This is a genomic window from Streptomyces sp. NPDC006335 (assembly GCF_040612795.1).
Classification (GTDB): domain Bacteria; phylum Actinomycetota; class Actinomycetes; order Streptomycetales; family Streptomycetaceae; genus Streptomyces.
Genome location: NZ_JBEXQX010000019.1, coordinates 88,454 through 103,001 on the forward strand (window position 1 = coordinate 88,454; position 14,548 = coordinate 103,001).

General features: G+C 64.3%; 11 protein-coding genes. 5 read left to right on the top strand and 6 right to left on the bottom strand.

Translation table 11 applies throughout. From position 1 onward, the window contains the following. Positions 1-2: 2 nt before the first annotated feature. Positions 3-812 carry a hypothetical protein gene (locus tag ABZ098_RS36840; RefSeq protein ID WP_356598114.1) on the bottom strand — a complete coding sequence of 270 codons (810 nt, stop codon included), beginning with the start codon at positions 810-812 and terminating at the stop codon, positions 3-5. Positions 813-1,136: 324 nt separating this feature from the next. Here ABZ098_RS36840 and ABZ098_RS36845 point away from each other — a divergent pair, with 324 nt between their 5' ends. The 5 genes from ABZ098_RS36845 to ABZ098_RS36865 all read left to right on the top strand — a co-directional run bounded on the left by ABZ098_RS36845 (position 1,137) and on the right by ABZ098_RS36865 (position 5,972). Further along, a complete protein-coding gene (locus tag ABZ098_RS36845; RefSeq protein ID WP_356598115.1) occupies positions 1,137-1,454 on the top strand; it encodes a hypothetical protein in 318 nt (105 codons plus the stop codon). Positions 1,455-1,528: 74 nt separating this feature from the next. Beyond that, entirely contained in the window at positions 1,529-3,337 is a 1,809-nt protein-coding gene (locus ABZ098_RS36850; protein WP_356598116.1) for a M3 family metallopeptidase, read from the top strand. Then, positions 3,318-4,571, top strand: a complete 1,254-nt coding sequence (locus ABZ098_RS36855; RefSeq protein WP_356598117.1) for an MFS transporter — start codon at positions 3,318-3,320, stop codon at positions 4,569-4,571. The genes ABZ098_RS36850 and ABZ098_RS36855 overlap by 20 nt, the downstream gene beginning before the upstream one ends. 472 nt (positions 4,572-5,043) lie before the next feature. Next, complete coding sequence (locus tag ABZ098_RS36860; RefSeq protein ID WP_356598118.1) at positions 5,044-5,301, top strand: hypothetical protein; 258 nt, start codon at positions 5,044-5,046, stop codon at positions 5,299-5,301. Beyond that, positions 5,298-5,972 (top strand): nucleotidyl transferase AbiEii/AbiGii toxin family protein, encoded by a 675-nt coding sequence (locus ABZ098_RS36865; RefSeq protein WP_356598119.1) that lies wholly within the window; start codon positions 5,298-5,300, stop codon positions 5,970-5,972. Before ABZ098_RS36860 ends, ABZ098_RS36865 begins: the two co-directional genes overlap by 4 nt. 4 nt (positions 5,973-5,976) lie before the next feature. Here ABZ098_RS36865 and ABZ098_RS36870 read toward each other — a convergent pair whose 3' ends face one another. The 5 genes from ABZ098_RS36870 to ABZ098_RS36890 form a co-directional block, all read right to left on the bottom strand. Beyond that, on the bottom strand, positions 5,977-6,348 hold the full coding sequence (locus tag ABZ098_RS36870; protein WP_356598120.1) for a DUF6300 family protein: 372 nt from the start codon (positions 6,346-6,348) through the stop codon (positions 5,977-5,979). Further along, positions 6,345-9,941, bottom strand: coding sequence for a DNA polymerase III subunit alpha (gene dnaE / locus ABZ098_RS36875; protein WP_356598121.1), 3,597 nt, complete (start codon positions 9,939-9,941; stop codon positions 6,345-6,347). Before dnaE ends, ABZ098_RS36870 begins: the two co-directional genes overlap by 4 nt. A 477-nt stretch (positions 9,942-10,418) precedes the next feature. Continuing rightward, the gene (locus ABZ098_RS36880; protein ID WP_356598122.1) at positions 10,419-11,636 is read right to left on the bottom strand and encodes an MFS transporter; all 1,218 of its coding nucleotides are present in this window, start codon (positions 11,634-11,636) and stop codon (positions 10,419-10,421) included. A gap of 88 nt (positions 11,637-11,724) precedes the next feature. After that, positions 11,725-12,918: a YcaO-like family protein gene (locus ABZ098_RS36885; RefSeq protein ID WP_356598123.1), complete on the bottom strand. Its 1,194-nt coding sequence runs from the start codon at positions 12,916-12,918 to the stop codon at positions 11,725-11,727. Between the two features lies 1 nt (position 12,919). Further along, positions 12,920-14,287 carry a TfuA-like protein gene (locus ABZ098_RS36890; RefSeq protein WP_356598124.1) on the bottom strand — a complete coding sequence of 456 codons (1,368 nt, stop codon included), beginning with the start codon at positions 14,285-14,287 and terminating at the stop codon, positions 12,920-12,922. Positions 14,288-14,548: the final 261 nt, after the last annotated feature.

The window sequence follows — 14,548 nt, forward strand, 5'->3', positions numbered from 1 at the left end:
AACTACACCTCCTGGCCGATGAGTACGGCGCTCTGTGCCGGAACGGACGTCCAGGACGGCATGCGCACGCCGGGATGCAGGGGGATCCGTCGGAACATGCTGCTTGCGCGCAGCGCGGCCGGCTCAAGATCACGAAGCAGGAAGGCGGTCCCTGACCGGCGGCCTGTCTGGAGACAGGGGTAGGGGTATACGGCCTCAGGATCACCCACATAGATGTCCCGCTGATCGGGCAGAGCCTCGGCCACCAGTTCCGGCCCGCACCGTACGCCGTCGTAGGCGTCGAAGGAGAAGCGGGGGTGGCCGATGTCGAAGTCGTCGATGGCCACCACCGCGTGCTCCAGGACCGAGAGCTCCTGCTGGAGAGGCCACACGTCGTACCAGTGCGCGTCCAGGTAGACGAAGGGCCGACGCATGCCCGCGATCATGTCGGGCAGCAGGTCAGCGGAATTCCCTGTCAACACGGCAGCATTCGTGTGGGGGGCAAGGCGCGCTCGGGCGAAGGAAGCGTAGTTGCCTGAAACGTCGCAGGTGCGCAGCGGGAGATGCGGATACCGAGCCGCCATATAGGAGGCGGTGTCGCCGAGAAAGGAGCCGGTTTCCACGATGCCGTCACAGCCGTAAGAGCGGATCAGATAGTCGACCTGCAAGGCCGTGGTGATGTCGAAGCCGAACGGGCCGCCTCCGTCGCTCAGGCGGAAGGCGCCGGCCCGCTCAGTTGTGTAAAAGGTGGCGAGAATCCCGTCGGGATCTGTGAATGAGCCTTGCAAGCGGGTCTTTTTACCATTCCGGGACATGAAGCTCCCTGCCGTCATTCGAGATATCGGCACGCCAGGCTGCGCTCGGTGGAACGTTACCCAGCACTCGGTGACGGCAGAAGCCGCGAGGGTCGTTTGACCTGAACAAGATGCCAAATGCATCTAGATTGCACCCCGATTGCGCAAAGATTATGCAATGCGAATGGTGCAATAGCTATCAATTGGGACAAATAACATCCTTGTGGCAGTCGCTAAATAGCCAACCATCCGATGCGCCGTGTCCATGACCTGTGGCAATGGGTCAGGGTGGATGGCGGCCGCATCGCGGTTGGGGCTATTCGCAGCCCCTAACACGCCATCAGCTTGTAGACGGAGGACCACATGTCCCATTCGCAACCGAAGCTGACTCGTTTCACCACCTCGGAGGAACGAGAGAACATCGTTGGCATCGACCTCGACCCCGCCGACGTCGACCACTACATGGACGCCGTCCGCAAGGGCCTCGTCGAGGCCGCATCCGCCGCTGACGAGGCGGTTCAGGACAACTTCGGCCTGCGCGCCGAGGTGAGCATCCGCCTGAGCCGGCCCGTCGCGGACGGAGACGACGTGAAGGAAGTCGTCGGCCGGCATACCACCGAGGGCCGCTTGCGCGCCCGCAAGGTCTACATCGACCCGGAGAAGGCACCCAAGGTCGACTGACCGCACCCGGCGGGGCCCGAGCCACCTTGGGCCCCGCCCCTGCATATCGGACCACCCCCACGGAATCGGATGAAATGCGCCACCAGGCACTTCCGCGCTGGAACCTCGAGACCCTGCTCCCTGGCAACAGCCCACGCCACACCGAACTGAGCCGGTTGGTCAGCGGGATCGCCACCCTGGAGGCCCATTACAACCAGCACGGCATCAGCACCGGAGCAGCACTGCCGACCTCACCGGAGCAGATCACCCTCTTCGACACCACGATGGCGATGACCAGCGAGATCGTCGAACAACACCGCATTCTGTCCTTCTACTGGGCGGGCCGGTGCTGGGCTGACGGCACCGACCGGGAAAGCCGTACCCAGGCCGCAGCGCTCCGGGAAGCCACCAGTACCCTGCCCCCACTCCTCGCCCGCTTGCGCCAGTGGGCCACCCGCTTTGACCGGGCACGCCTCACCGCCGCCAGCTCCATCGCGGCATCCCACACCTACTGGCTGGAACGGGCGCAGAGCCTTGCACAACACCAGCTCTCCGAGGCCCAGGAATCCCTGCTCGCTGAGCTGGCCCCCACCTCCGCAGACTCCTGGCGTGCCTTACACGGGAACCTGATCAGTACCCTCACCGCCAGTGAGGGGGGAGGCGCAGAAGTACCCATCTCGGTTCTGCGCAGCCAGCTTGGCGACCACGATCCTGACCGCAGACGCGGTGCCCACGACGCTCTCCAGCAGGCATGGAGGTCGATTGCCGTCCCGGCCGCAGCATGCCTCAACGCAATCCGCGGCGGCACCCTTGTCCTCGCACGACACCGGGGCTGGGCAGACCCGCTGGACATCTCGCTGGATGCCAACGGCATCGATGCGAAGACTCTCGACCTCGTTCACGAGGCCGTCCATGCTTGCATCCTCTCCCTGCGCCGCTTCGCCGCAGCGAAGGCAGGAATACTCGGCTGCCAAGTGCTTCGCTACTGGGATATTCAGGCGCCTCTTCCCAGCGAACCCCGGATCTCCTGGGAAGAAGCGCTGGACCTCATTTCCCGGGCTGTGGCTCCCGTTTCTGGAGAATTCTCAGACCTGGTCAGAAGGGCAGATCGGGAATCTTGGATCGACGCCGAGCCGAGACCACACAAGCGGCAGACCGCGCTCACCATGCCAACGGGCCGAGGAACATCAAGAATTCTCGTGAATTTCAGTGGAACCATGGACGACGTGCTCAGCCTTGCACACGAGCTAGGCCATGCCTACCACTACCACCTGCTCAGGGATGCTGGCCCCTTGCAGCGCATCCCCTCGCTGGCAGTCGCCGAAACAGCAAGTCTCATGACGGAACATCTGCTCCTTGATGCCGCTGAATCCACCCCGCATGCCGTCTCCCTCATGAACGCCGAACTCATCGGGCACTTCCAAGTGATCGTTGATACTCACAGCCGCTATGTATTCGAGTCGGAATACATCAAGCAACGTACTCACGCTCCCCTCGCACCCGAGGAAATCAGCGCGCTCCTGCACCAGGCGCAACTGTCCACCTACGGTGACAGCGTCGTCGCGGAGACCCTCGACCGCTACGGGTGGATCTCGAAGCCGCACTACTACGCGGACACCCCGTACACGAACTGGCCGTACTACTTCGGCCTCCTGTTCGGTCTTGGTCTCACCTCGGTCGCCCACCGCACCGGAAACTGGTCTGCGGTCACGCGTCTACTGGCAGGGTCCACCCGCAACGCTCCGGACCGCCTCGCCGCTGAGTGCGGAATTGATCTCCGGTCCCAGGATTTCTGGATGGCTGCGGCCAACCAACTGCAGGAACGAGTCGCCCGGTTCGCAACGACCGCAAGCCTGGAGCAACAGGATCAGGAGATCAACCCCGGTGCCCCCCACGACCACTGAGGAATCGCTCCAGGCCGAGCCATCCGTCCGCCTGCGGACCGAACGAGACTTCCTCCGCCTCGCCACGGCCCGTTTCGTCTCCGTCATCGGCAACGGACTGGTCCGGGTCGCCCTGGCCTTCGGCATGCTCAGCCTGCCCCACGCTACTCCCGGCCGCCTGTCCCTGGTTCTGACGTGTCAAGCGTTGCCGCAGGTCGCCTTCATCCTGGTCGGCGGAGTCATCGCCGATCGGGTGCGACGCTCACGACTGATCCTGGCCTCCGAGTACACAGCCGGCTGCGCGTACGCGCTCATGGCCCTGCTGATCGTCACCCGGCATGCGCCGCTTCTCCTGCTCTGCCTGCTAGCCGTCATATCAGGTACAGCCTCAGCCCTTCTCTACCCCGCGCTGGAGGGACTTCTCCCTCTCCTCGTCCCGAGATCAGCCTTGCAAAGGGCCAACGGAGCTCTGAAGACGGGCACCAACATCGCCAATCTCCTGGGCCTCGGAGCCGCAGGAAGCATAGTGGCCCTCGCGGGCGCTGGCTGGGCCCTGGCAGTCAATGCCCTGTCCTTCCTGATCAGCGGATTACTCATGCAGCGCATAGACCTACCCCGGCGCCCGGCCCCCAGCAATTCCAGCTGGGCCGACTTCCGCTGCGGATGGCGTGAGTTCCGCTCTCGCCCATGGCTGTGGGCTCTCACCTGTCAATATGCGCTGGTCATGGCGGCAGTCAACGCCACGGCAGGAGTATTGGGCCCATTGGTCTTCCACACACACGACCACGGGGCCCGGGGGGCTCGGGACTGGTCTTTGCTTGTCGCCTCCCAAGCCGTAGGCAGCATCGCAGGAACGATTCTGGCCTCCCGTAGCCGATTCAAGCGGCCCATGCTCGTAGCCAATCTCGCCGCCCTACCCGCGTCACTCCCCATGGTGCTGCTCGCCGCCGCGGCACCCGATCCGTTCACCGCAGCGGCGATGTTCCTCCACGGCCTCTCCTTCAGTCTGTATGGCGTCGTGTGGGCCACCACGCTGCAACGACACGTGCCGGAAGCCACACTGTCGCGCGTGAGTTCCTTCGACTGGTTGGGCTCACTCTCTCTGGCAACGGCGGGGCTTCTGGCCGCCGGCCCTTATGCCGAACTCACCACTCCGCCGACCGCGCTGGTGTCCTGCGCGATCCTCGTGGTGGTCGCGACATCACTCTGTACAGCGGTACCGCAGGTACGGCGTTTCGCTGATCGGGCTAGGTAACGTCAGGGGCCGTCGATACAGGTCGCCCCTGCTGACACTGACGTCCAACTTGCGTGCGGTCGGCCACCTGCGTAGGAGATCTCGGCAAGTGCACTTCTGCTGCAAGCGGGACATCCGGCCGGGCCAACCCCTGTGGGGCAGCTGACCGGGGACGTCAACCTCCTGTGGGACGGCGCGGCTGAACAGGCTCAGGCGCTGCACAATGCGCTGACCGCCATGGGCTGCGCAAACCAGCGACCTCGAACGTTCCCAGGCGCCCTACCAAACGGCCAGCGTCAGTGCGGCTGCCCTCCCACATCCCTGCTTCGCCAGGCTGCGGCCTTTCCGTTGCATCTTGCTCATCCACCATTCCCTGCAGTCTCGAGTTGACGGACCGGCAGGTCAGGGTAGGCCTGAAGCCGTGTGGATAGGGTGTCCCGGTGATCGGGACGGAACGACTCTGCTGCGGCCTCATCGATGCGCGGATGTCGACGTGTTCGTCGAGCCGGATGCCGACGAGCGGGTGACCTATCTCGTCGGTGCCTGCTCGTACCAACAGGCGTGGGAATGGCTGGCCGCGGTAGAACAGCAGTGGGCCGAACTGCACTGCCTGGACGAAGACCTCCGTGGCTACAGGAAAGCCGACCCGCACAGCGCCCGGGACACGGCTCAGATCCTCCATCCGGGCAAACGCGTGCAGACGTGTCGGACACTGCGATTTCCCCATCTGACGGCAAGCGTCGCGGAATGACACTCCCAGATCTGTACCAGCGCCTGTTGAAGGACGTCCTGGATAGCGGCCGCTCCTACCGCCTGGTCCTCGCAGGAGGCTATGCGATCCAGGCCCACGGCCTGGTCAGCCGCGTCAGCAAGGACTTGGACCTCGCCACCGAGGCGCATGCGGACATGAACGAGATCACCAGCAGCATTGCAGCTGGCCTCCGCGGCAAGGGATGGACCGTCCGCACCGCCGAGATCGCCCCGCGTATGGCTCATTTGCGCATCACGGACACCAAGACCGGTGAGGACTGTGACCTGGACATCCTCAAAGAGATCTTTCACCAGCCTCCGGTGCACACAGCGGCCGGGCCGACCCTCTCCCGGGACGACGCCGTAGGACTCAAAGTGCGTGCCCTGCACGATCGCGGCCTCCCGCGCGATGCCATCGACGTCTTCGGCGCCCGCGACCTGTACACGGTCGCGGAACTAGAGCACCTGGGTGCCCGGCACAAAGAGGAATTCGACCGGGAAGAACTACGGCACCACCTTGAGGGCCTCGAGTTCACCTCTGATGAGGGGCACACAGCCGACGGCGTCCAGGAAGACGACCTTGCCGAGCTGCAAAACTGGGTCCGGTGCTGGCTCGACGACCTCGGGCAACGCCTGGCCGAGCCATACACCGAAGACCCAGACAGCGACTGAGCGACTAGAGATCTCCCTGTCGCCATTGCTCGTGCTCGGCAGTCAGGAGATCCTCATCCACGGTGCGCTGCCGGACCGTCTCTACCCAGGAGGCCGCCAGCGCTCCCAGCGTTGGCAGGTTGCCCTCTGTCACCCCGCCGTCGACGGCGAACAGTGCCATCAACTCAGCGGCAGCAGGATCCGCACGATCACAGGCCGCGCACAGGACAGCTTCCTTCAGACCTCGGACGTCTTGGCCGCGCCCGTTCTTCCACGTGCAGGGGAAGCGGACCACCATCTCCGTCGGGGCGGAGCAGCGGGGGCAGGGCGGTGTCTGATCAATATTGAGGAGGAACTCGTCCTCATGCTGAGGTTCAGCCGCTTTTACGTCGCTCACGACACGCCCTGCCACGCTTCTTGTCCGAAGCTGCCCTTGATGTCCGAGGCCACTGTTGCTGCGTTCACTGAGGAGGCGAGCTGGTAGATCGTGGTCTTTCTCGGGCCGCGGACGGTCAGGCGTACCGGGTTCTCCCCGGGATGAGCGCCGATGATGCGGGCCAGTTCCTTCACGGTTCGCTCGTTAATGCGGTGATAGGGCAGTGCCAGCTGTACCGGGGCGGCGCCAGAACGTTCGGCTGAAGACACGTCGAGGACCTGCAGCTCCTGGCCGAAGATGGAGATGGTGCCGTCGCGATCGTTGATGCGGCCTTGCACTGATACGACGCTGTCTTCCACCAGGGCGCCCACGACAAGCTGGTAGACGGCGGGGAAGAACAGCACTTCAATGGTGCCGTCACGGTCGGCGAGTTCCACGATCGCCCAGGGACTGCCCTGCTTGGTCATCTTTGGCTGGACGCTGGTGACAAGTCCGGCCAAGCGGACCGTTCCTTCGGTTCGGCCGGATGACACCAGGTCGACGATGGTGGTGTCGCGGTTCGCGGCGAGGATGTGGTCGGTGCCGTCCAGGGGGTGGGCCGAGACGTACATGCCCAGCATCTCCCGCTCGGTGGACAGGAGCTGCTTGCGCGGCCACTCCTCCTCGCCGATCTCGACCTGGATGCCGAGACCACCCTCTCCGCTGTCGTCTCCTCCCAGGCCGGCGAACAGGTCGTCCTGGCCGTAGGCGGCTGCCTTCTTCAGCGGCACGACGGCGTCGATGGCCATTTCATGTGCTGCCGAGAGCCCACGACGGGTGTGTCCCAGGGAGTCGAAGGCACCGGCCTTGATGAGCGATTCGATGGCCCGCTTGTTTAGTGCTGGCAGGTCGACCTTGTCGAGGAAGTCGGCGAAGGAGGTGAACTTTCCCTTGGACTTGCGGGCCGCGATGATCGCCTCGATGACGTTCTCGCCGACGTTGCGCACTGACAGCAGACCGAAGCGCACGGCGTCGCCGACGGCCGCGAACTCTGCTACTGACTCGTTCACATCGGGTGCCAGCACCGTGATGCCGAGCTTGCGGGCGTCGGCGAGATAGACGCCGGCCTTGTCTTTGTCGTCGCCGACGGAGGTCAGCAGGGCGGCCATGTACTCAGCCGGGTAGTTGGCTTTGAGGTAGGCGGTCCAGTAGGAGACCAGGCCGTAGCCGGCGGTGTGGGACTTGTTGAAGGCGTATCCGGAGAACGGGAGCATGACGTCCCAGATCGCCTTGATGGCCTCTTCCGAGTATCCGTTGGCCTGCATGCCATCGTGGAACTTCTGCCACTCGGCTGCCAGCACTTCGGGCTTCTTCTTGCCCATGGCGCGGCGCAGCATGTCGGCGCCGCCAAGGGTGTATCCGGCCAGCTCACGGGCGATGGCCATGATCTGCTCTTGGAAGATCAGCAGATGGTGGGTGGAGCCGAGAATCGGATCCAGGACTTCTTTGAGCTCGGGGTGGATCGGGGCGGGTTCCTGCTTGCCGTTTTGGCGCAGTGCGTAGTTGGTGTGCGCGTTGGCGGCCATCGGACCGGGCCGGTACAGGGCGAGTGCGGCCGCGATGTCTTCGAATCGGGTCGGTTCCATCAGCTTGAGCAGGGCGCGCATGCCGCCGCCGTCGAGCTGGAAGACACCGAAGGTGTCGCCCCGTCCGAGCAGTTCGAAGGTCTTCTTGTCGTCGAGGGGGATGACCTGGACGCTGTTGTCGCCGTTGCCCGGGTCGACCGTGGCAAGTTTGATCCCGCGGTTTTCGCGGATGTTCTGCAGCGCGTGGTCGATGACTCCCAGGTTGCGCAGACCCAGGAAGTCCATCTTGACCAGCCCCATGTTTTCGCAACTGGGGTAGTCGAAGCCGGTGATCTTGACGCCGTCCTTGGCGCGCATGTGCAGCGGGATGCGCTCGGTCAGCTTCGTCTTGGACAGGATGACCGCGGCCGCGTGCACGCCGGTGCCGCGGGTCAGGCCCTCGACACCCTTGGCGGTGTCGATGACCTTCTTCACGTCCGGCTCGTTCTCGTACATCGCCCGGATCTCGCCGGCCTCGTTGTAGCGAGGGTGCTGCGGGTCGAAGATGCCGTCCAGCGGGATCGACTTGCCCATGATGTCCGGCGGGAGCGCCTTGGTGATCCGCTCACCATGGGAGAAGGGGTAGCCGAGGATCCGTGAGGAGTCCTTGATCGCGTTCTTGGCTTTGATCTTGCCGAACGTGTTGACCATGGCGGTGTACTCGTCGCCGTACTTCTCAGTGACGTAGCGCACCATGGTGTCGCGCTGACGGTCGTCGAAGTCGAGGTCGACATCCGGCGGGTTGATGCGCTCAGGGTTGAGGAACCGCTCGAAGAGCAGGCCGTGCTCCAGGGGGCACAGCTCGGTGATACGGGTTGCGTACGCGACGATGGACCCGGTGGCCGAGCCACGGCCGGGACCGACCGGGACCCCGTTGTCGCGGGCGTACTTGCAGATGTCCGCGACCACGAGGAAGTACGAGGAGAAGCCCATAGGGCCGATGACCGACATCTCGGTCTCGAAGCGCTCCATGACCTCGGCCGGGATCGGGTCGCCGTACCGCATGGCCAGGCCCTTGAGGCATTCCTTGCGCAGCCAAGACTCCTGGGTCTCGCCCTCCGGGACGTCGGGGAACTGCGGCATCTCGTCGACGTTTTCGAAGACGCTGTCGTAGGACTCGATGCGCTCGGCGATCAGCAGCGTGTTGTCGCAGGCTTCGGGAATCTCCGAGAACAGCTCGCGCATCTCAGCCGCGGTCTTGAGGTAGTAGCCGCTGCCCTGGAAGCGGAACCGCTTCTCGTCGGCTTTGTTCTTTCCGACGCCGATGCACAGCAGGTTGTCGTGTGCGTCGGCCTGGTCCTCGTGGATGTAGTGAGCGTCGTTGGTGGCCAGGAGCGGGATGTTCAGGTCCTTGGCCAGCCGCATCAGACCGTCGCGGACTTCTCGCTCGATGGCCAGCCCATGGTCCATCAGCTCCAGGAAGTAGTTCTCCTTGCCGAAGATGTCCTGGTAGGCAGCGGCGACCTCACGGGCCTCGTCGTACTGGTTCAGCCGCAGGCGGGTCTGGATCGCACCGGAAGGGCAGCCCGTGGTGGCGATGATGCCCTCGGCGTGCTCGCTGATCAGCTCCATGTCCATGCGCGGCTTGCCCGCGGGGAACTGGCCCGTGTAGGAAGCCTCGGTAGACAGGTAGAAGAGATTCCTCAGGCCCTGAACGTTCTGCGCCCACATGGTCATGTGCGTGAAGCGGCCGCCGCCGGAGACGTCCTTTGAGCCCTCGCCGTCGTCCGACATGGCGCGTTGCCCGCCGGGACCCCAGAATTCCTGCTTCCGGTTGCGGCGTGAGGAGGGGGCGACGTACGCCTCGATCCCGATGATCGGCTTCACGCTGCCGAAGCTCTTGGACACCTGATGGAACTCGTACGCTCCGAACATGTTGCCGTGGTCCGACATCGCCACGGCAGGCATGCCCTGACGGTCGACCTCGGCGAACATCGGCTTGAGCTTCTGTGCGCCGTCAAGCATCGAGTATTCGGTGTGATTGTGCAGGTGAACAAAGCTGTCGGCCATCCGGGCGGGCACCTCCGAAGGCGGTCGTGGAAAGCCTTCACCCTATCCCTCTGACGAAGATCAGATCCTTCGCCCCCTCGTTGTGAAACTGCCGCCCAGGGTGCCTACAGCACGCTACCTCGGGTCATCACATAGTGAGATCGATTGGCTACGCGGTGTCTTTCCTGGGAGCTACTGTCGCTGTAGCTAGAAGGCGGCGGGCAGTCTGGAGCTCCCGGGGAGCGGCATCGCGCCGCGCTGGGCACACAGCCCGCAAGAACGGGCCTGCACTGGCCGACACCGAGCTGATCGCCGCGCTGGCCCAGATCCGCGTGCCGCCCGCAGCCGTACGGTGGATGCCCTCGCACATGGCCAGGTCCGCCTCGGCGTGTCAAAACCTCTTTGTCACGCCGCAACCGGCGCTGCCGGCGGCACCAGATCAAGCACCCTCTCCCGGAGCACCGAGGGACAGCGGGCTCGGCTGGTTCGCCAGGAGGTTCAGCGGCTGGTGGCGCGGATTTTGTCCTCTGGCTCGGTCGTCAAGGGGGGAACGGCCTGAAGGTTGCGGACGCTGGGGAGGAATAGAAGGAGCACGTTCGTCAGGAGAATGCCGAGGGCGCAGATCCACATCACGGTGGGTGCACCTAGCTTGTCGGCGACGCTGCCGGCGAGGACGTAGCCGAGAGGGACGAGCGCATTCTCGCCGAGCATGGTCAGCGAGGTGATGCGGCCGATGAGGTGCTCTGGGACCTGTTGCTGCTTGGCGGTTTCGAAGAAGACGACGGCCAGTTCCAGGCTCAGGCCGCTGACCAGCATCGAGATGAGTAGCTGGGGTAGTTGCGGTGACGTGGCCAGAATGACTAGGGGCAGGGGCCAGATCAGCTGCACTGCTACGCAGGCCAGCATGAGGTGCCTGGGATGCCAGTGCAGGGCGACGATGGAGCCGGCGACCATGCCGGCAGAGAACGCCGAAACAGCCCAGCCCCAGTAGGAGGCACCGCCAGACGTCGTGGAGAGGATGAGCGGGCCGAGGAGCTGGTAGCCCGCGAGCCAGAAGGGGACGGCAAGGGTTCCGGCGAGTGCGTACCCCCACATCCAGGGGCGGGTTGAGAAGTCTTGCCATCCCGCGCGCCAGCTATGGCGGACAGACGTGTGGGGGAGGTTTTGGATCTTTGGGCGGAGGCCTACGAGGATCAGAGAGCAGGTGGCGAAGGCCAGGGCCCCCGCTATCAGTACCTGCCCGAAGCCGAATGTGGCGCCGAGCAGGGAGCCGAGTCCGGGCACGGCGATGCGGGCCAGGTTGAGGACCAGGCGCAGGGAGGCGTTCGCTTTCTGCAGTCTGGCAGTAGGGACGAGTTCGACGATCAGCCCTTGGAAGGCCGGCTGGACCGCAGCGGTGGCGGCGCCGTTGAGTGCGGCGGCGGCCGCGAACATCCAGAGTGCCGTGTGCTCGGGCGCTGCGGTCAGGAGCGTCCCCAGGAGTGCCTGGACGCAGGCAAGAATGATGTTGGCCCCGATGGCGAGAGTTCGGCGGGGGATGCGGTCGGCGAGTACTCCGCCGTAGGGGCCCAGCACCGTCTGCGCGGTCACGGAGCAGCCCAGGACCAGGCCGGCCGAGAGGCCGCTGCCTCCGGCCTGAAGGACGGCGAAGGCCATCACCACGTTGACCAGGTTGGTGCCCGCGGTGGACAGGCCCCGGCCGGTGACGTAGCGCATGTAGGGCCCCCGCCAAGGGCGGTGGCGGGCCGCGGGGCGGTTGCCGTAGCGCATGCAGCAGCAGACTCTCGTGTGAGGGGATGGAGAACTAGGCAGACGGTGCGTAGTCGGGCCGGGGTATGACGTGACGGGTGGTGTTGTTCAAGCCAGGACAGATGACCTTGACGACGGCGAAGTCCGGGTTGGTACTGAGGTCGACTGCGAGGGGTTCGTGACCCGTTGTCTCTGCCACAGACCGGCAGATCCAGCGCAGTTCGGTGTCGATGTCGTCGAAGGTGTCACAGGAGTTGTCCACTGCGTCGTGATAGGGCATGGCGCGGGGGTCGGCGACGGGTTCGCGGGTCGATGCCCTCAGGACGTGGGAGTACGTCGCGGTCAGGTCGTCCCGGGCGCCGTTGATGATTGTCAGGCGGCTCTGTACTGCTTCGGTCAGTGCCCGGGAGAGGGCGACGCTGGGGGAGGAATGCGCACCTGACCCTGCCGTGAGCAGAGCGAAGTCCTCGCTCCACACGAATGCGGCGAAGCAGGGGACCTTCCACCGGTTGGGAACCACGGCTACGTCAAGGAAGACCCCTTTGCCCAGGATCTGTTCGATCAGGGGGGTGCACATCGGGTCGGAGACGGTCTCCACCCGAATGGCGCGGCGCGGGTCGTCCGGCGCGCTCGTGAGTTGGCTGAGAGCATCGCGTTCGATGACCTCATACACGGCGTGCAGGGCAGCCTCCGCGAAGGAGTTGCCGGACGCCAGGCCATTAGTGGAGACCAGCAGGCCCCGCGGGTGCCAGGCCTCGCCGGCGACGCTGGTGAGCTGGACGCACTCCCGGGGGAGGGGAACCGGACGCCCCGAAACGAGACCTCTGGCGCTCACCCAGTCCAGAGGGCTGTTGTCGGTGAGGAGGCTGCCTGCGTGCTGGGCAAGGTCCGCCAGTCTGTACGGCAGGTCCAGGCCGTGCGCCGGGACGGCGCTATGGATGGAGGTGGGGCAGGCGAACTCGGCGTGCCACATCTCCACGGACTCCATCACGGCGGAGATCTTTGCGAGGAGAAGGGTGTGCCCCTTGCCCTGAGAAACGGAGAGGGTGCGCGAGAGCGGCCGGTAAGCCACGGCAACGGGGATGCCGATGATGTCCAGCCCGGTCACGTCCGCGACGCGACTGATACCGAACTCGGCTAGCCGCGGGGCGATGACATCCCAGGTTTCCTCGGGGGTGCGGACCCTGTGCGTTCCCGTCGTGAACACCTTGCGCTCGGCAGGCGCGGCCGTTGCGTCGGGTGATGTCATGTCACGCTCCCTTTCGCAAACGGTCGTTGTGATCTTTGAGGAAGAACGGCCGGAGTGCTTCTACGGCTTCGTCAGCGGAGGCGAATCCTCGGTCCCGGGCTGCGGCGTCACGTTCCCATCGGTCAGCCCTCGCTCCCAGGTTCCACAGGAGATTGAGGTGCCGCTCAAGGACACTTACCTTCAGGTGATCGATGTGCTTGCTGAAAGATGTGAGAGCTACCTGCTCGTTGACGTCCAAGCTTGATGAGACGAGTTCACTTATGTTCATTCCTTGGGGGAGAAGCCAGCGATTCAGCTGTTCGTCCCCGAAGTCGGCCGCCGGTCGTGACGAGCGAACGAACACGGCCAGCATGCGCTGGCGCGCGGACAATTCCCGCCTTTCCCGCCCGGTCAACCAGTAATCGGTCCCGCCCGCCGGCACCGAACCCGCGTCCAGGTGCTGCTCCTTGGCAGCTGTCACGAGTGCCTGGTCCTCGAGATCCTTCAGGGATGCATCGGGCGGCAGCCCCGTCATCACGGACAGAACGTAGCGGCGCCAGCGCTGGGTCTGGTCGTGGCCGAAGAGCCGCTGGTAGTCGAACTGGGAGGCCCAGCTGACGAGGCGGTCGTTCACGCGCACGCCGGTGAACTCCAGGCACCACTTGCGCAGGTAGGTGGTTCTCCAGCCCACAGACCAGCTGTCCGACGGAGAGGAGATCTCGGCCCGACGGCCTGGCTCCGCAAGAGCTTGGGCGTAGCGCAGCGCTGCGCAGGCGTCCTGGTACTTGAGGTTGAGAGACTGCCTCGCTCCGTCCTCGAAGTGCAGGATACGGCGGACTGCTTCCTCAAGCTCCTCGTCGCCCCGGCAGGCTTGCTCCACGGCCCTCCAGGAGCGCCGTGGGTAATGAAGCGACCGAGCAACTTTCAAAAGCCGGGCTTCTTCTGACGGCGACACCACCGAGGCCTGCCGAGCCCTTTCCAACACATATCGCATGTTGACAAGTGCTTCACTGATCACTTGCCATTCAGGCCCTTCAGTATGGAGCACTGCCACTTCGTCGTCGGCTTCGATACGACCATCTCGGAAGTCTTCGAATATCTGCCCTACTCCCACCATTCCGAAGCCGTGAAGCTCTGCGGCCCGAAGTGCTCCCATACTTGCGGCGCCTATGACGGTCGATCCGCCTTCGATCGTGTGGAGAATTTCTTTGTGCCGAATCGGTGGATTTCCGTGATATAGGCCGTCGATGAGGACGACAATGTCGGCGGCGGTAAAATTCCTTCGAATAAAGTCGCCATGTTGCGCAGGCGGATGGATCAAGCAGTCGGGCAAGACTTTCCGGACGGCTTCATGCGCAGCCGTCGGTCCTATGAATGCATGAACTTGCACAGGACTCCCTACTCCTCGTCACGACTTCGGGCTCATCGGGATGAGCCCAGGTGAATGGCCTGAGCGTAGACCCAAGTCCATCCTCAGCCAAGGACGGAAGATAGCTCTTAAAAGGGACAAAAATCTCTTTTGCCTTACTAGTGGTGTGTTACACCCGGATTGGTGGCCAATCACGGCGCGCGCGCTTTCGAGAAATGTAAACGGACTATTTCTGGACACGGATCCAGCCAGTCTCCTGCGACGAGCTTGGCCTTCTTTGAC